Below are 17,715 nucleotides of genomic sequence, written 5' to 3' on the forward strand. Positions count from 1 at the left end.
AAGAAGAAGCACTCAAACGTTAAACCACTAACACATTATTAAAGAGTGCTTCTTCAATCAACTATTAAAACTAAAATTTACCTACTCTTTCTTCTTGCCACCATTAACAAGAATTAAAAGAGCGGTTACTAAACCTATACAAACCAAACCGAAAATAATCATCATAATGGTTCCGTTTGTCCAAGATACCATTGGGATGTTCATTAATTCTACCATTTCTTCTTATACTTTACTGTCTCAAAAATACAAGCATAGTTTAAGTTAAAACATGATTTTTATCAGGGTTTTGAAAAAAATGAAGAGATTTTATAAAATAGATTAGAAAGATGTTTCCTCTTTTAATAATGTATCGAAACCGTAAAAACTAGTTTGATTTAAATTCTATTTATTTAGTATTGTTTAGTTTATGAATGTTTAAGTATTCTATGTTAAAATGCAGAGTAATTTAAAGATAGATTATCTATATAAAAAAAAGTATCCTCTAAGTATCCAGAGTTCGACCAGCCCATTAAATACATTTCGCTCATAAAGTTTTCATCAATACCACCATACATGTTAAGTGCTGTTTCATTACAAACCAGAACATTATTTTTCCATAGTTGCATTACTCCATCAGTAGCATTTTCATTACTTGGAGCTTTAACTCTAGCCATAATGTGAATCCATTTTCCATGATCGTCTTCGGTAATAAAATTAGTTCCTAAGCCCCCTGAAGGTGATATACTTGGTTGCTCGGTTCCATTTCTGTATCTATGTAAGGTTAAATTAGAACCTCCAGTATTATTTGGAGATAATGACCAATTTACCTGAAAACCTGGAGAACGATAATCATTTTTATAAACAGCTAAAAATTTATTATTGCTAGCTGAGTTTTCTTTACGATGGGTATAATTATTAGGAATGTAAAGGTCATATTTTATCCATAACTCTCCAGTATTTGGGTATGATATTCTTTGCTCAGCAAAAGCATCTTCTCCTGATGATCCGCCCTTATAGTAAAACTGAAGAGAATACTCTCCATCTTTCTTTACTTTATTAGAAACAGATGAGTAGGTACTGCTACCGTAGTTAACATTATTTTCTGTTTGAGATAAGTCACCTCTTTCAAAGTCATCAAAAAACAAGATATTTTCTGAAGGTTCTTCAATTACCTTAGACTCCTCTTTTGTACAGGATATTAAAAATAGAGTAAGGAAAATTGTTAAAGATAGGAGGCTTTTTTTCATAGTATAATAATTGTTTTGCAGCGTATATTGTTAATGTGTTGATAGTTAAAACGATCATAGATTAGGTTTCGTATGCAAATTAAAAGTCTTATAAGCAAAGAAAAACTAAGAATCAAAGCCACTTTTTAACCCATCAATGCTAGTTTGGTTTCTGTCATTCCAATACTGTTTAATTCCTTCTTCACCTTTTTCAGTAGCCCAATCATTTAATTGATTTCGTTCTCCTTGGTATTCATAAAAAGGAATCGACATTCCGCAAGAGGTTTGTACACTTTCTACAGAAACAACAAATATTTGACGAGTACCTGGAAGTTTAGGAAACAAATTAGCATAATTACTCCACTTATCATGAGTAGGAAGAACTTCTTCAGCTTTTCCATATAGCCTGAGTATGTTTGGAGCACCTTCAAAAGCACAAAACATGATAATTATTCGATTGTCGTTTAGCAAATGTGCTGAGGTTTCGTTTCCGCTACCTGTTACGCTTAACCAAGCAACCTTATTTTCGTTAAGTACTCTAAAGGTGTCCATTCCTTTTGGTGAAAGATTAATTCTTCCTTCTTTTGCTGCTGTAGCAACAAAAAACATCTTTTGAGCTTCAATAAATTTTTGAACTCGATTTGTTATTTTGTCGTAAAACTTAGCCATAATTCTTTATTTTTAGTCAATCCAATCTTTAGTGCGTTCAACAGCTTTTTGCCAAGTACGATATAGCTTTTCTCTTTTTTCTTTAGGAAAAGAAGGAGTGAAGGTTTTATCTATTTTTCGTTTATTAATAATATCGTTTTGTTGCCAAAAACCAACACAGAAACCAGCTAAATAAGCAGCTCCCATTACAGTGGTCTCAATTTCTTCAGGACGTTCCACATCTACATTTAAGATGTCTGCTTGAAATTGCATCAATAAATTATTAACACATGCCCCACCATCAACTTTTAAAGAAGAAAGCTGTAGCATACTGTCTTTTTGCATAACGTCTAAAATGTCTTTGGTTTGGTAAGCTAACGACTGTAAAGTAGCTTTAATTAAATGATTTTTTCCAGTATCACGAGTTAAACCGAAAATTGCTCCTCGTGCATACATATCCCAATAAGGAGCTCCTAAGCCAGCAAAAGCAGGAACCACATAAACAGGGTTTTCTTCAGTAATTTTTTCAGCAAAAAGCTCACTTTCTTCTGCGCTATTGATAATTTGTAGTCCATCACGTAACCATTGAATTGCTGAACCAGCAACAAAAACACTTCCTTCGAGAGCATAATACACTTTGTTGTTAATTCCCCAAGCAATAGTGGAAATCAAACCATTTTCAGAATATTCTAAGTTTTCACCTGTGTTCATCAACATAAAGCATCCAGTCCCGTAGGTGTTTTTAGCTTCCCCTTTTTTAAAACATGCTTGTCCGAATAAGGCAGATTGTTGATCTCCTGCAATACCTGCAATTGGAATTTGAACTCCGTTTAATTTATAATTTCCAAAATGATAAGAAGAAGGTTTTACTTTAGGTAACATTGAAGTTGGAATGTTTAGTTCTTTTACTAAAGTTTCATCCCAACACAAGTTTTTTATATCATATAACATGGTACGCGAAGCGTTGCTATAATCAGTAGCGTGAACTTTTCCATTGGTTAAGTTCCATAAAAGCCAAGAATCAATAGTTCCAAATAACAAATTTCCTTTTTCAGCATCTTCTTGAGCTCCATCTATATTATTTAAAATCCAATGGATTTTAGTAGCTGAAAAATAACTATCAATTACTAATCCAGTAGTTTTACGAACATAGTTTTCAAGTCCGGTTTCTTTGAGTAACTCACAAGTATTAGCAGTTCGCTTGTCTTGCCAAACAATGGCATTATATATTGGTTTGCCAGTGTTTTTATTCCAAACAACGGTAGTTTCACGTTGATTGGTAATACCTATTCCCGCTATTTCTGAAGGCAGTATTTTAGCTTGTTCAAGAGCTTTTTGTAAGGTTTTTAACTGAGTTTGTAAAATTTCGTTGGCATCGTGCTCTACCCAACCAGGTTGAGGAAATATTTGTTGAAACTCTTCTTGAGTTTTTGCAATAATTTCTTCTTCTTTATTAAGAATAACTGTACGACAGCTAGTTGTTCCTTGGTCTAAAGCAATAATATATTTTTGAGTCATTTAGGCATAAAATGATTGAACGCCTAATTTACAATTTTAGTCATATGTAATAAAAAAAACCTTCTAGAACTTCTAGAAGGTTTACACGTTTAAGTTTGGTTAGTTAACTTTTAGTGTCTCAAAGCATATCCGGCTCCTTTACCAAATTCAGCTAATACTGAAAGTAAAGTGTTTAAACCTTTGCTCGTCTTGCGTAGTAGTAATTTTCCCATTTTTAAAATAATTTAATTCCCCTTAAATTAATTGTCATTAAAGAATGAACATGTCAAAGATATGTTGATAATCAGAGGTATAAAACGGGATTTCCGAAGTTAAAAGTGTAATTTTCCGAAAGAGCATAAAAAAAACCTTCTAGAATTTCTAGAAGGTTCATTATTCCCCTTAAATGTCTTTTTTCAATTAATCTTGAAAAGAAGATGTTACAAATGTAAGGAGAGATTAAAGGTTAAAAAAGGGTATTTCCGCAAAAAAAAGTGTGGTTTTCCGCAAAACACAAAAGGAAACCGTTTTCAAACAAAAAAACCTTTAGATATCTAAAGGCTTTTTTTATATTCTCTCTCTTTCAAGATTCTTCCCAACAATGGTTTTGAATTCTTTTGCGAAAGTATTCTTTGTTTCTAATGTATAAAAAGGGATAACCGTAAAAATAAATGTGTATTTCCGCAATAAGAGTTAATCTATAATTCCTAATTCTTTTGCTTTTAACACAAGGTCTGTGTTATTATTGGCTTGTAGGTCAGTTCTTAGCTTAGATAGTTTACTTTCTATAGAACGGACTTTTATTAATGAACCATCACTTTTTTTAATTAAACCTTCTAGATTAGAAATCTTAGCATGTTTAGGAAGTTCTTTTAAAATTTGAACAGCAATATCATCCATTTGTATTTCTACCAAGGCTCTCTTTAAGAGTTTTTGATGAATTTCATGGGTGTAATATACTTCCCCTTTCAACATTTTTTGAATAGCAAAGGTCAATTCGTCAGTGCTACACTTACCTTTTAAGATATATGCAGAAGGGTTTAAATTATGTATTACATTAAAAATTCTGTTAGTTTCAGAATGCCCTGTAATTACTCCTACTTTAATTGGAATTTCTTCTTTGAGGATAGACTTTATAAAAGACTCGCCACCATCTAAAACAACATTTTTGTTTTGATTGTCAAAACTTAAATCGGTAAAAACAATATGAAATGGATTTTCGCTTAAACTTGATTTTATTTTAGAAAAAGCTTCGTCACATGAATTTGCCGTTTCAATTTCTAAACCATCTATATCTTTCAAATACGAAAGAATTCCTTCAAGAATTAACTGATGGTCATCAACTAAAAGTATTTTTGTTTGTCCAGCCATTTAGGGGTATTTGAATATCGGTTTGGGTTCCTTTACCTACTTCACTATTAATGGTTAACGTTCCGTTTAACTCTTCAATGCGTTCTTGTAGGTTTTGTAAACCAATTCCTTTTTTACTAATGTTGGTATCAAAACCAATACCATCATCAATAATATCCAAATGTACGTATTTTTTATGTACAGAAAAATTGATAATTATCTTACTTGCCTTTGCATATTTTTTACAATTTTGTATGCTTTCTCGAGTACTCAGGTAGAGTAGACGCTTTATAGAATTATCAACAGTAGTCCAATTATAGTTTTGCAATCCATTTAGCTTTATTTTAAAATCAGGTTCAAAATAATCACTAACTAAATTAATAATTTGATTTTTAAAAGAAACTTTATTAAAACTAACACTACTCAATTGATGTGATAAATTACGTACATTCTCTTTTACTGCATCTAATTTTTGAGCTTCCTCTAATAAATTAGACTTTTCTAACTTACGATGTAGTAAGCGTAGGTCTCCTGCTACCTCATCATGCAAAGATTTAGCAATTTGTTTGCGTTCATGTTCTCTTACTTGTACCTGTTGTAGCTGTGCTTGATATAATAATTTTCTTCTACGTTGAAAATAAAACATAACACTAAAACCAAATAGCAAAAGACCAATTGCAGCAGCTAACCAACCTATTGTTTTTTGTTGTTTATGATAAAGTATTTCTGCTTGCTTTTGTTGGTTTTCTGTTTTTAAAACTACATTTTCTTTTTCTTTTTTATCGGTTTCATATCTAATTTTAGCAAATTGATTTTTTAACCTACGCTCATTTTGGAATAAGCTATCATTTAAGGTAATGTATTCTTGTAAATATTGTTTTGACTTATGACTTGTTGTTAATTCTGAAAGTTTTACTAAAGACTCTAGCCAACGTTTATTATTTTGCGTTTGTTTGGCATACTTTAAAGCTTCATTAGCATGAAATAAAGCTTTATCTGTTTGGTTAAAACTTTTATAAAAATCTGCTAAGTTTATATGGGTTGTACTCAACTCTGTAAAATCTTTTTCTTTCTCACGTATGTTTAGAACTTTATTATATTGTTGTAGAACATTTTCTTTTTGATTCAATAAAAAATTACTAGCAGCCAAATTTTCTAATAATAATGCATATTGAATAGGAAAGTTTTTTTCAATACTATCTTGAGATAACCCTTTTTTAAAGTATGTGATAGCTTTTTTATGTTGATTTAGTTTTTGATATAACAGACCTATATTGTTAGTCGTAAATAAATAACCTAATTTGTCCTTCGTTTTTTTATTAATGTTTAGTGTTTTGTTATAATAGTTGATAGCGTCTGTTTTTTGATTCAATTCCTCTGAAACAAGCCCAAGGTTATTATATACTCTTTCTAAATAAACTGTTGGTTGTATTGGTTCTAAATATTGTAAAGCTTCAATTAAACTTATTTCACTGCCACGATAATCTTTGGCTTCTCTTTGTATTATAGCAAGACTTAACAAACGTCGGCCTACAGCTAAAGAGTCATTTATTTTTTTAGAGATGTCTTTTGAAAGGTGATAATAGTAAAAAGCACTGTCGTTAGTATAGGTAAGTTTGTTTTGTAGTGCTTTAAAATGAAAATACTTGGCAAGTAGAATAGAGTCACCTGTTTCTTTATAGAACGAATCAACCTGTCTAGTAAATTTTCTTAGTAATGGAAGCTTTTTACTAAAATAAGCTTGTCTTCCTAACTCTATAATTTCTTTTTTAGCCAAAGCTATATTTGTGTCTTTTTCTTGAGCAAAAAGAAAAGATGTAAAAAGAAGGAGAAAAATAAGGGAGTTTTTCATTGTTTTTTATAAAGTAGAACCACTATTTTTTAAAAAATAATGGTTCTACTCTTAAGTTTTATGTTGAGCTTATATTTAATCACCTCCACCACTTCCACCACTTCCACCAGTGTCAGTGCCAGTTTTAGGACTGTCTGCTCCACCAGTATCGGTAGTTGTTGTTTCATTATCTCCATCAGGGCTTAAACTCATTACGGTTTCTTTTAAGTACTTGTTTTCCATGTTAAATAGGGTTTTTAATTACAAAATAATACTTGGGGATGGGAGTAATCAAGTGCCTAATGTAGTAGGTTTTTAGGAGAAAGTCAAAAATTTAACATTCTGTATTCAAAATATGAATAGATAGTATTACTTTTTCATTTTGGTAAACAAATCCCATAACACCACACCACAACTTACTGAAATATTCAGCGAGTGTTTAGTTCCTAATTGCGGAATTTCAATACAAATATCTGAAGCAGAAACTATCTCCTGCTGTACACCTTTTACTTCGTTGCCAAATACTACCGCATATTTTTGGTTAGTTTCTGGGGTAAAAGTATCTAACATCGTACTATTTTCTGCTTGTTCTATGGATAGGACTTTTACATCTTCCGCTTGTAGCTTTTCAACTAAATCTATGGTGTTTTCAACATATCCCCAATCTACAGATTCGGTAGCGCCTAAAGCAGTTTTATGAATTTCTTTGTTAGGAGGTGTTGCTGTAATACCGCACAAATAAATTTTTTCAATTAAAAAAGCATCTGAAGTTCTAAAAACAGAACCTACGTTATTTAAACTACGAATATTGTCCAATACTACTATAATAGGAGTTTTGTTTGTTTGTTTAAACTCCTCAACTGTTTTTCTGCCTAGTTCGCTGTTTTTTAATTTTCTCATAAAGTGGTTTTCAGGTTCAAAAGTTTAAAGTTGTGGATAACTTGAAACAAAAGAAACTCTAAACTTTTCTATCTTCGCAAAACTAACCCAAAAAATCTAGAAATTTGGCAAAAACAAAGGCAAAAAAGGTAACTCCATTAATGCAACAGTATAACGGAATTAAAGCAAAATATCCGGATGCGATGTTATTATTTAGAGTAGGCGATTTTTATGAAACCTTTGGAGAAGATGCTATAAAAGCATCCAAAGTTTTAGGTATTATTTTAACCAAAAGAGGAAGTGGTAGTGAGAGTGAAACAGCGTTGGCTGGTTTTCCGCACCATTCCTTAAATACTTACTTGCCAAAGTTAGTGAAATCAGGATTGCGTGTTGCTATTTGCGATCAGTTGGAAGATCCAAAAATGACTAAAAAGATTGTAAAACGTGGAGTAACGGAGTTGGTAACTCCTGGAGTTGCGTTGAATGATGAAGTATTACAATCAAAGTCTAATAATTTTTTAGCAGCAGTTCATTTTGGGAAAAAGCTATTAGGAGTTTCGTTTTTAGATGTGTCAACTGGGGAATTTCTCATCGCGCAAGGAAATGAAGAATATATAGATAAGCTTTTACAAAATTTTACACCTAGTGAAGTTTTGGTTGAAAAGAAAAATAAGCAACGATTTTTAGAAGCTTTTACCAATCGTTTTCATGCGTTTTATTTGGATGATTGGGTGTTTCAAAAAGATTATGGAGATGAATTGCTTCGAAATCATTTTAAGGTAAAAACATTAAAAGGATTTGGAGTTGAAGAGTTAGAATATGGAATTGTGGCAGGTGGTGCAGCAATGTATTACTTGTCTGAAACACAACACAACAAAATAGAACACATACAATCTATCAGTAGAATTGCGGAAGATAATTATGTGTGGATGGATCGCTTTACCGTGAAAAACTTAGAATTATACGGTGGTAATTCGGTGAACTCAGTTTCGTTATTGGATGTAATTGATAAAACGATTTCTCCTATGGGAGGACGTTTGTTAAAACGTTGGTTAGCGCTTCCGTTAAAAGATTTAGCTCAAATTCAACAACGACATGAATTAGTAAAGTTTTTAATTGATGATGATACTTTTTCTGAAACAGTAACCTACCAATTAAAACAAATTTCTGATATCGAACGATTGATATCAAAAGTTGCTACGGGTAAGGTTTCTCCACGAGAAGTAATTTTGTTGAAAAACTCGTTAAAAGCTATTCTTCCTATAAAAGAATCTGCAGAAAAAAGTAATAATAAAGCAGTTCAAGAAATAGGAAAACAATTGCACGATTGCAAAACGCTGATTGATAAAATTACTGAGACAGTTTTAGAAGAAGCTCCTGTAAATATTAATAAAGGAAACGCGATTGCAAACGGAGTTTCAGAAGAACTGGATGAATTACGTAACATTTCAAACTCTGGAAAAGAGTATTTAGATACGATGCTAGCTCGTGAAACAGAGCGAACAGGAATTCCGAGTTTAAAAATTGCTTTTAATAATGTTTTCGGATATTATATTGAAGTTAGAAATACTCATAAAGACAAAGTTCCAGAAGACTGGATTCGTAAACAAACCTTGGTAAACGCAGAGCGTTATATTACTGAAGAGTTAAAAGAATATGAAGCTAAAATTTTAGGAGCAGAAGAGAAGATTCAGCAGTTAGAAACAGTGATTTTTGCCAAGTTAGTACAGTATATTATTGGGTTTGTACAACCTGTACAACAAAACGCACAAAATGTAGCTAAGATTGATGCTTTACAATCGTTCGCAACCTTAGCTACCGAGAATAATTATGTGCGTCCGTTAATGGATGACAGCACTGATATTGAAATCAAAAATGGTCGTCACCCAGTTATTGAAAAACAATTACCAATTGGAGAAGAATACATAGCCAATGATGTTGTCTTGAACCGTAATCAGCAACAAATTATTATGATTACAGGTCCGAACATGTCTGGTAAATCAGCAATTTTACGTCAAACAGCCTTGATTGTGTTATTAGCACAAATGGGAAGTTATGTTCCCGCACAAAATGCTCGCATTGGTATGGTGGATAAGATTTTTACCAGAGTAGGAGCTAGTGATAATATTTCGATGGGAGAATCTACATTTATGGTAGAAATGAACGAAACAGCTTCTATTTTGAATAACATTTCTGACCGTAGTTTGGTATTGTTAGATGAAATTGGAAGAGGAACGTCTACCTATGACGGAATTTCTATTGCTTGGGCGATTTCGGAATATTTACACGAACATCCTTCGAAAGCAAAAACGTTGTTTGCAACACACTATCACGAGCTGAACGAAATGACCTCGACATTTGAGCGTATTAAGAACTTTAATGTATCGGTTAAAGAATTGGATAATAGCATTATTTTCTTGCGTAAATTGGTAAAAGGAGGAAGCGATCATAGTTTTGGTATTCATGTAGCAAAATTAGCGGGAATGCCAAGTATGGTAATTCATAGAGCAAACAAAATTCTAAAAGAGTTAGAAGACTCACATTCACACAAAGAGGTTAAAGAAACCTTGAAAGAAGCACAGCACGAAGATATGCAAATGAGCTTTTTTCAGTTAGATGACCCGTTGTTAGAAGATATTAGAGAAGAAATTTTAACCACCAATATTGATACCTTAACACCGATTGAAGCGCTAATGAAGCTGAATGAAATTAAACGAATGTTGACGAAGAAATAAATAATTATGAGTCCACATACTTGGGGTTTTATTGGAGTATTAATTGGAGCGTTTATAGGTGCTTCTGCTAGTATAATAACAACAATTATTAGTAATAGAAACGCTATTAAAATACAATCAAAATTAGAAAAAAATAATAGAGAATTGCTTTTTAGAGAGTTTTAAAGAGAAAACCTTTTAAAGATTCAAGAGAAAATTTCGGAAGGACTGAGGGTAGTAGGAAAGGTTCATATAGAAGATGTAGATAATTTCAGAAAGACAAATAAATGGGGTCAAGGATTATTGGATACAGATTTGGACAATAAAATAGCAAACATATATAGAGAGTTATTATATCTGAAAGAAAGAATTCAAAAAGAAGGACTAAGGAACGAAATAAAAGAAGTGGTTGGTTTGATGAATAGTGTTTTATATTCTCGGAGTAAAATTGAGAGTGAACAGGGAATAATAAATCTAATAGAGAAACAAGAAACCTTATCAGAAAATATAGGAAAAGAGCTTAGAGAGTATTTTTAGTTATGCAACACGATATTAGTTTTAAGCATATAAACAAACTAGCAATGCCTGCACTAATTGCAGGAGTGGCAGAACCTTTACTTTCTACTACAGACTTAGCTATTGTAGGTAATATAGAGTACAACGCTACTGAAAGTATTGCCGCTATTGGTATTGTAGGAGCTTTTTTATCCATGTTAATTTGGGTTTTTGGGCAAACACGTAGTGGAATATCATCTATCGTTTCACAATATTTAGGAGCTAATAAACTTGATGAAATTAAAAACTTACCCGCACAAGCTATTGTTATTGTATTAGGCGTAAGTGCGCTTATTTTAGGAATCAGTTATCCTTTTGCCAAAGAAATTTTTGAATTATACAATGCTTCAGGAACGATTTTAGACTACTCTGTTGAGTATTACAAAATTCGTGTTTTCGGATTTCCGTTTACGCTTTTTACCATTGCTGTTTTTGGCACCTTTAGAGGGTTGCAAAACACCTATTACCCAATGATTATTGCTTTAATTGGTACGTTTATTAATATTGGATTAGATATAGTATTGGTTTACGGAATAGAAGGGTTTATTCCAGCTATGCATATTCAAGGAGCAGCCTATGCGAGTGTTATTGCACAAGTTACGATGGCAATAATTTCTGCTGTATTATTATTAAAAAAGACAGATATTTCATTAAAATTCAGCTTACCATTTAACACAGAAATTCCAAAATTCATAGTAATGGTGTTGAATCTTTTCGTAAGAACGATAGCACTAAATGTTGCATTGTACTTTGGAACTTCTTACGCTACTGACTATGGAGATGCCTACATTGCAGCCTATACAATCGGATTTAATTTATGGCTTATGGGGGCTTTTATGATTGATGGATATTCTTCTGCAGGAAATATTTTATCAGGTAAATTATTGGGTGCTAAAGCTTATAAAACATTGGTAACTTTAGGAAATAGATTAATTAAATACGGATTCCTTTTCGGATTATTATTAGCCGTTGTGGGGTTTGTTTTATATCAATTTATAGGAAAAGTATTCACTAAAGAACCAGAGGTTTTAGAGCAGTTTTACAATACCTTTTGGATTATTTTAATCATGCAACCTATATGTTCTATCGCTTTTATTTATGACGGAATGTTCAAAGGAATGGGAGAAATGAAATTTCTACGAAATGTTTTGTTATTAGCAACAGGGTTAGTGTTTGTTCCTACATTATTATATTTTGACTCTCTTGGGTATAAACTCTATGCTATTTGGATAGCTTTTTTCTTGTGGATGATTGCGAGAGGAACTCCATTAATTGTTAAGTTTAGAAGAAAGTTTTTACCCCTAGCTCAAAAAATGTAATTTTGAAGAAACAAGAAAAACAAATGACTACAACTAGAGAAAACGGAAGTTTATACACCTACATAGAAAACAAGATTGCAACGGTAGAATTTGGACACCCTGCAAGTAATTCTTTTCCAAGTGTGTTGCTAGAACGTTTAGCTAATGAATTTGATAAACTTTCAACGAGTGATGAGGTGTTGGTAATTGTATTAAAATCAGAAGGAGAGCGAGCTTTCTGTGCTGGTGCATCTTTTGACGAATTGGTAGCGATTGATAATTTAGAAGACGGAAAAGCTTTTTTCTCTGGCTTTGCGAATGTAATCAACGCTATGCGTAGATGTTCGAAACTAATTATTGGAAGAGTACAAGGAAAAACAGTTGGAGGTGGAGTTGGTTTAGCAGCAGCTTGTGATTATGTATTAGCCACAGAGCATGCTTCTATTAAACTTTCTGAATTTACAATAGGTATTGGTCCGTTTGTAATTGCGCCAGCCGTAGAACGCAAAATAAGCGTTAGTGGATTAGCAGAATTAACCTTAGATGCTACCAGCTGGAAAAATGCATATTGGGCAAAAGAAAAAGGCTTGTACGCTCGTGTTTTTGAAACACAAGGTGAATTAGACAAAGAGATTGAAATTTTATCAGAAAAGTTAGCATCTTATAACCCTGAAGCATTAGCAGAAATGAAAAGAGCCTTATGGAAAGGAACTGAGCATTGGGAAGAGCTGTTAATAGAAAGAGCTGAAACATCAGGTAAGTTAGTTTTGTCTGAGTTTACTAAAAAAGCGTTAGAAAAATTTAAGAAATAAGAATGTTTTTAATTCAAGAAGAAAAAAGTTCTACAGCCTATAAAGCAGGATATGAAGTAGGACAATGGATAGCACAGAATCCTTTATTAGCGGTATTTATAGGTGCTGTAGTTTCAGTAGGTTTTGTGTGGATTTTAACAAAAGTTGTAAAGCAAATTCGTACTTTTGGCGAATAAAACAAGTATTAAAATGGGAAATTCTTTCTTCGCTATTTTAGCAGCAGGTGTTGCAGTTATTTATTTTTTTAATAAATATAGAGCAAACAAAAGGTTTAAAAGAAAATAAGAGTCACCACAACAAACGTAGAGAAATAACCTTTTTAAAGGTTATTTTATCGCTTCTTTATAAATAGAAAATTTATGAGTAAGATTCGAATTACCAAACAGTTCACTTTTGAAACTGGGCATGCGCTGTATGGTTATGACGGAAAGTGTAAAAATGTTCACGGACATAGTTATAAGCTTTCTGTTACTGTGATTGGTTCTCCAATTACAGATACAAATAATGTTAAATACGGTATGGTAATTGACTTTGGAGATCTAAAAAAGATTGTAAAAGAAGATATTGTTGATGTATTTGATCATGCTACAGTGTTTAACAAAAACACACCTCATGTTGAGTTGGCACAGGAGCTAAAAAATAGAGGGCATCATGTTATTTTAGTAGATTATCAGCCAACAAGTGAAATGATGGTGATTGATTTTGCTAAGAAAATTCAAGACAGATTACCTGAAAACATCAAACTACACGCCATTAAATTACAGGAAACAGATACTAGTTTTGCTGAGTGGTATGCTTCTGATAATTAATTTTTTTAATGAGTTAACGGTGTAAAGTTTAATTATTTTCCGTTAAACTCATTCATGGTATTAGCTAAACCAGCTGTAATAAAAGAGGTAACCGCTTTTACAGAAAAAGGGATGCGTTCAATCATCGCACTTTCCTCGTCAGCATTCCATTCTCCTAAAACATAATCTACTTGTCGACCTTTACTGTATTCAGCTCCTACACCAAAGCGAAAACGTGGGTAAGCACCTGTGTTAAATTTATCTTGAATATCTTTTAGTCCGTTGTGCCCTCCAGAACTTCCTTTTCCTTTGATACGAACCTTTCCGAAATCAATATTTAAGTCGTCGGTAATAACTAATAAGTTTTCAATCTGAATGTTTTCTTTTTGCATCCAGTATTTAACCGCTTTTCCACTTAAGTTCATATAAGTACTCGGTTTTAAAACGATAACTGTCTTACCTTTTATTTTAAGTTTAGCTATATCACCTAACTTTTCAGTTTCAAAAGAACCTTCATGTTCTTTTACGAAAGCATCTACTATTTTAAAGCCAATATTATGACGTGTATTGTCATATTTTTCACCAATATTACCTAAACCTACAATTAAAAATTTCTTCATAAAATTGTCTTCTTTCTCTGTTAATTGTTTTGTAGAAAAACCAAATAATCTTTTAAAAAAAGTTCTAAAAATCATACATCAAAAATAAAAAAAGCGCTACACATGGTAACGCTTTTGTATGATTATAGTATTGCGGTCTATGCTTCTGCTTCAGAAGCTGCTTTAGCAGCATTACGAGACATACGAACTTGAGCAACTACTGTGTTGTCTGGGTGTAAGAAAGTATATTTATCATTCTTTAACTCAGTAACATATAATTTATTACCAATTTCTAACTCAGTAATATCAGCTTCGATAAAGTCTGGTAAGTTAGCTGGTAATGCTTTTACTTTTAATTTACGTAAGTTGTGACGTAAAGCACCCCCTACCATAACACCTTTAGAAGATCCCACTAAACGCACAGGAATATCCATAGTTACAGCTTTGTCTTCAAATAATTGGTAGAAGTCTACGTGTAAAATGCTATCATGTACTGGGTGGAACTGTATATCTTGTAACACAGCATTATATGTTACACCATCTAATTCAATCGTAGCAGTAAATACGTCTGGAGTATATACTAATGGCTTGAACGATTTTTCTTCAGCTGAAAAGTGAACAGGCTTGTCTCCTCCGTATAATACGCAAGGAACCTTTCCAGCATTACGTAAGGCTTTTGTCGCTTTTTTACCTACGCTTTCTCTTTGAGATCCTTTGATTGTAATTGATTTCATTACTTTGTTTATTAAATTTATTTACATTAAAAATTGATCACTGATAGATGTATTGTCTTGAACTTTATGCATCACATCAGCAAATAAAGTGGCGCAAGATACAACTTTTATTTTAGATATGTTCTTTTTTAAAGGGATTGTATCTGAAACGATTAACTCTGTTAATTGAGAGTTTTGAATTCTTTCATAAGCATTACCAGAAAGAATTGGGTGTGTACAAATAGCGCGTACACTTTTGGCACCACGCTCCATCATTAAATCAGCTGCTTTGGTGAGTGTTCCTCCAGTATCAATCATGTCATCTACAAGAATAACATTCTTACCTTCTACTTCACCAATTAATTCCATATGAGAAATTACATTGGCTTTTTGACGTTGTTTATAGCAAATAACAACATCACTTTCTAAGTATTTGGAATAGGCATACGCTCTTTTAGACCCTCCCATATCAGGTGAAGCGATAGTTAAGTTATCTAACTTTAAACTTTTAACGTATGGTAAAAAGATGGTAGATGCGAATAAATGATCTACTGGCTTTTCAAAGAAGCCTTGAATTTGATCAGCATGTAAATCCATGGTCATAATTCTAGTGGCTCCAGCAGTTTCTAACAATTTAGCTACTAGTTTAGCTCCAATTGCCACACGGGGCTTGTCTTTTCTGTCTTGGCGAGCCCAACCAAAATAAGGCATTACAGCAGTAATATGTCTTGCAGAAGCACGTTTAGCAGCATCACACATTAATAACATTTCCATTAAGTTATCAGTTGATGGAAAAGTTGATCCTACAATGAAAACTCTTCGTCCTCTAATTGATTCTTCAAAAGCAGGTTGAAATTCACCATCACTAAAATGTGTAGTAATTACATTTCCTAGTTTGGTACCGTAGGCATTGGCAATTTCTTCTGCTAGTTCGACACTTTGTGAACATGCAAAGATTTTTGGGCTTAATTGATTTGTAGCCATTTACAAAAAGATATTTTTAGTTAGTGTTGTTGTTGAGGCAAAAATAAAACTATTTTAAGAGTTTAAAAGATATTTTAAATGAAATATTTTATAGATTTGCACTCTCCAAAAGCCAAAGTGGTGGAATTGGTAGACACGTCGGATTCAAAATCCGATGCTCGCAAGGGCGTGTGGGTTCGAGTCCCACCTTTGGTACAAATTTTAGAAAGCTGAGTTTTTAACTCGGCTTTTTTATTTTGAAATTATTCAATTTGTATAGAGTTTTTATTTAATGCTTCACGAGTTTCATAAAAAAAATATTTTAGGTAAATTTCATAAAAAAACCAATTAATAGGGTTCTGTTTGTTGTGGTTTTCTTTTTTAAGGAAACTGTTTTGTACTTAAAAACATGTTCAAGTTTTTATTCTATTTTAAAATATAATTTCTACATAGTTTTAATTTTTGGCATGTTACTTGGTAATATTTAACTGTGTATCAAAAAATGATAGACATTTAAAATCAGATCGTATGAAAAATTTTGTTTTACTACTTACTGGACTTTTACTAACGTCATTTACGATTAATGCATCAGAATCAGCCGCTTATGCTAGTGAAGGATATTCCAATTATGGGAAATCATTCATTTTTACAGAAGCAGGTGTTGAATTTGCTGTGTATCCAGATGGTCAATTCGATTTCTATTTGAATGGCTCAAGAAGAGGAGTTAATATTAATTTTAATGCTCCTGGAGTAAATATAAGTTTTAATTCAGGCTACAATTATGATCCATTTGTACAATATGATGATTATGGTGCGGTAGTACAAATTGAAGATATTCCAATTTTTTATGATCATTATGGTAGAATAGTACAGGCAGGTGATGTGTATATTAGATACAATCGTTGGGGAAGAGTATCTCGAGTTGGTGGATTGTTTGTTCACTACAATAGTTATGGGAACTTCTTAAATTGTACTGGATATATTAACAGTTTTAATAGATATTATGTGTATAGACCTTTTCACAGATATTTTGCAGCCCCCGTAGTTGATAGGTGCGTGGTTTGGAATCGCCCATATAGAAGATTCTATTCTCCATATAGATATTCGTATTCGGTATATAGAAACAATTATTATGATGGGTATTACAATAGGTCATATAGAAACCGTAGTTATTATAGGCCAGGGAATAGTGTAAGAAATTTTAACAGAGGACGTAGGCTTGCCAATGCGAGAAATGTGAATTTTAGATCGAAAGATCATAGAAGAACAATGTATCAAAGAAACGATCGTAACTATCGTAAAAATACTAGAGAGAATTCTAGAGTAGCAAATAATAATAGAGATTATAGTAGAAATAGGTCTCGCACAGTAGCAAGAAATACTAGAACAGTTTCTAGAGAAAGAGGAGGTAATAATTCTATTTCAAGAAGAACTCCAAGTACGAGAGAAAGAAACAGAAATAGGGTGGCTGAGAAATCTAATACTAGGACATCAAAATATAATAGACCTACAAGAACGTATAATAGATCTAAAAGAAGTGTTCAAACAAAAAGTACAAGAGGATATTCTAGAGAACGTTCTACAAGTGTAACAAATAGAGATAAAAGAAGTTATAAAAGTAGAGGGAATTCGTCAAGATCCAATACTAAAATAAATAGAAGTAGAAATTTTAACAGATCAAAAGAAAACGTTTCAAAATCAAGAGAGGTTAGAAGCAGAAGATAAAATAGAGTTTATTTATAAATGAAAAAAAACCACACTTTTTAAAGTGTGGTTTTTTAATACTTTAATTTTTATAAAAAATAAATATGTTTTTTTGATGAAGAAAGACAAAAATGACGCATACAGGGTTTAGAAAAAGAA

The 17,715-nt window shown here is 32.2% G+C and carries 19 protein-coding genes and 1 tRNA gene; 9 read left to right on the plus strand and 11 right to left on the minus strand.

Going from position 1 to position 17,715, the window contains the following annotated elements:
* Positions 1-81: 81 nt before the first annotated feature.
* The 8 genes from LCI24_RS01865 to LCI24_RS01900 form a co-directional block, all read right to left on the minus strand.
* Positions 82-216 carry a hypothetical protein gene (locus tag LCI24_RS01865; protein WP_274638895.1) on the minus strand — a complete coding sequence of 45 codons (135 nt, stop codon included), beginning with the start codon at positions 214-216 and terminating at the stop codon, positions 82-84.
* A gap of 212 nt (positions 217-428) precedes the next feature.
* Positions 429-1,226: a heparin lyase I family protein gene (locus LCI24_RS01870; RefSeq protein ID WP_274638896.1), complete on the minus strand. Its 798-nt coding sequence runs from the start codon at positions 1,224-1,226 to the stop codon at positions 429-431.
* A gap of 105 nt (positions 1,227-1,331) precedes the next feature.
* Complete coding sequence (locus tag LCI24_RS01875; protein ID WP_274638897.1) at positions 1,332-1,874, minus strand: pyridoxamine 5'-phosphate oxidase family protein; 543 nt, start codon at positions 1,872-1,874, stop codon at positions 1,332-1,334.
* A gap of 12 nt (positions 1,875-1,886) precedes the next feature.
* A complete protein-coding gene (glpK, locus tag LCI24_RS01880) occupies positions 1,887-3,371 on the minus strand; it encodes a glycerol kinase GlpK (RefSeq protein ID WP_274638898.1) in 1,485 nt (494 codons plus the stop codon).
* 672 nt (positions 3,372-4,043) lie between these two features.
* Positions 4,044-4,721: a response regulator gene (locus LCI24_RS01885; protein WP_099214882.1), complete on the minus strand. Its 678-nt coding sequence runs from the start codon at positions 4,719-4,721 to the stop codon at positions 4,044-4,046.
* Positions 4,690-6,552, minus strand: coding sequence for a tetratricopeptide repeat-containing sensor histidine kinase (locus LCI24_RS01890; protein ID WP_274638899.1), 1,863 nt, complete (start codon positions 6,550-6,552; stop codon positions 4,690-4,692). Before LCI24_RS01890 ends, LCI24_RS01885 begins: the two co-directional genes overlap by 32 nt.
* A gap of 75 nt (positions 6,553-6,627) precedes the next feature.
* The gene (locus LCI24_RS01895) at positions 6,628-6,774 is read right to left on the minus strand and encodes a hypothetical protein (RefSeq protein WP_274638900.1); all 147 of its coding nucleotides are present in this window, start codon (positions 6,772-6,774) and stop codon (positions 6,628-6,630) included.
* Positions 6,775-6,900: 126 nt separating this feature from the next.
* On the minus strand, positions 6,901-7,431 hold the full coding sequence (locus tag LCI24_RS01900; RefSeq protein ID WP_274638901.1) for an RNA methyltransferase: 531 nt from the start codon (positions 7,429-7,431) through the stop codon (positions 6,901-6,903).
* Positions 7,432-7,535: 104 nt separating this feature from the next.
* Here LCI24_RS01900 and mutS point away from each other — a divergent pair, with 104 nt between their 5' ends.
* The 7 genes from mutS to LCI24_RS01935 all read left to right on the plus strand — a co-directional run bounded on the left by mutS (position 7,536) and on the right by LCI24_RS01935 (position 13,598).
* On the plus strand, positions 7,536-10,145 hold the full coding sequence (mutS, locus tag LCI24_RS01905) for a DNA mismatch repair protein MutS (protein ID WP_274638902.1): 2,610 nt from the start codon (positions 7,536-7,538) through the stop codon (positions 10,143-10,145).
* 6 nt (positions 10,146-10,151) lie between these two features.
* Positions 10,152-10,310, plus strand: a complete 159-nt coding sequence (locus LCI24_RS01910) for a hypothetical protein (RefSeq protein WP_274638903.1) — start codon at positions 10,152-10,154, stop codon at positions 10,308-10,310.
* A gap of 117 nt (positions 10,311-10,427) precedes the next feature.
* Positions 10,428-10,661, plus strand: a complete 234-nt coding sequence (locus LCI24_RS01915) for a hypothetical protein (RefSeq protein ID WP_274638904.1) — start codon at positions 10,428-10,430, stop codon at positions 10,659-10,661.
* Between the two features lie 2 nt (positions 10,662-10,663).
* On the plus strand, positions 10,664-11,998 hold the full coding sequence (locus tag LCI24_RS01920) for an MATE family efflux transporter (protein ID WP_274638905.1): 1,335 nt from the start codon (positions 10,664-10,666) through the stop codon (positions 11,996-11,998).
* A 23-nt stretch (positions 11,999-12,021) separates the two neighbouring features.
* On the plus strand, positions 12,022-12,789 hold the full coding sequence (locus tag LCI24_RS01925) for an enoyl-CoA hydratase/isomerase family protein (RefSeq protein ID WP_274639064.1): 768 nt from the start codon (positions 12,022-12,024) through the stop codon (positions 12,787-12,789).
* Positions 12,790-12,791: 2 nt separating this feature from the next.
* Positions 12,792-12,965: a hypothetical protein gene (locus tag LCI24_RS01930; RefSeq protein WP_274638906.1), complete on the plus strand. Its 174-nt coding sequence runs from the start codon at positions 12,792-12,794 to the stop codon at positions 12,963-12,965.
* Positions 12,966-13,148: 183 nt separating this feature from the next.
* The gene (locus LCI24_RS01935; RefSeq protein ID WP_274638907.1) at positions 13,149-13,598 is read left to right on the plus strand and encodes a 6-pyruvoyl trahydropterin synthase family protein; all 450 of its coding nucleotides are present in this window, start codon (positions 13,149-13,151) and stop codon (positions 13,596-13,598) included.
* A gap of 32 nt (positions 13,599-13,630) precedes the next feature.
* Here LCI24_RS01935 and pth read toward each other — a convergent pair whose 3' ends face one another.
* The 3 genes from pth to LCI24_RS01950 form a co-directional block, all read right to left on the minus strand.
* Positions 13,631-14,197, minus strand: a complete 567-nt coding sequence (gene pth, locus LCI24_RS01940; RefSeq protein ID WP_274638908.1) for an aminoacyl-tRNA hydrolase — start codon at positions 14,195-14,197, stop codon at positions 13,631-13,633.
* Positions 14,198-14,334: 137 nt separating this feature from the next.
* Positions 14,335-14,910, minus strand: a complete 576-nt coding sequence (locus tag LCI24_RS01945; RefSeq protein WP_274638909.1) for a 50S ribosomal protein L25/general stress protein Ctc — start codon at positions 14,908-14,910, stop codon at positions 14,335-14,337.
* Between the two features lie 21 nt (positions 14,911-14,931).
* On the minus strand, positions 14,932-15,873 hold the full coding sequence (locus LCI24_RS01950; protein WP_274638910.1) for a ribose-phosphate pyrophosphokinase: 942 nt from the start codon (positions 15,871-15,873) through the stop codon (positions 14,932-14,934).
* A 111-nt stretch (positions 15,874-15,984) separates the two neighbouring features.
* On the opposite strand from LCI24_RS01950, the gene LCI24_RS01955 reads away from it, so the two are divergent.
* Together LCI24_RS01955 and LCI24_RS01960 are read left to right on the plus strand one after the other, a co-directional pair.
* Positions 15,985-16,068: transfer RNA gene (locus LCI24_RS01955), tRNA-Leu, on the plus strand.
* 312 nt (positions 16,069-16,380) lie between these two features.
* On the plus strand, positions 16,381-17,577 hold the full coding sequence (locus tag LCI24_RS01960) for a splicing factor U2AF large subunit (RefSeq protein WP_274638911.1): 1,197 nt from the start codon (positions 16,381-16,383) through the stop codon (positions 17,575-17,577).
* Positions 17,578-17,715 lie beyond the last annotated feature (138 nt).

It is taken from the genome of Tenacibaculum larymnensis, assembly GCF_028829235.1.
Classification (GTDB): Bacteria; Bacteroidota; Bacteroidia; order Flavobacteriales; family Flavobacteriaceae; genus Polaribacter; species Polaribacter larymnensis.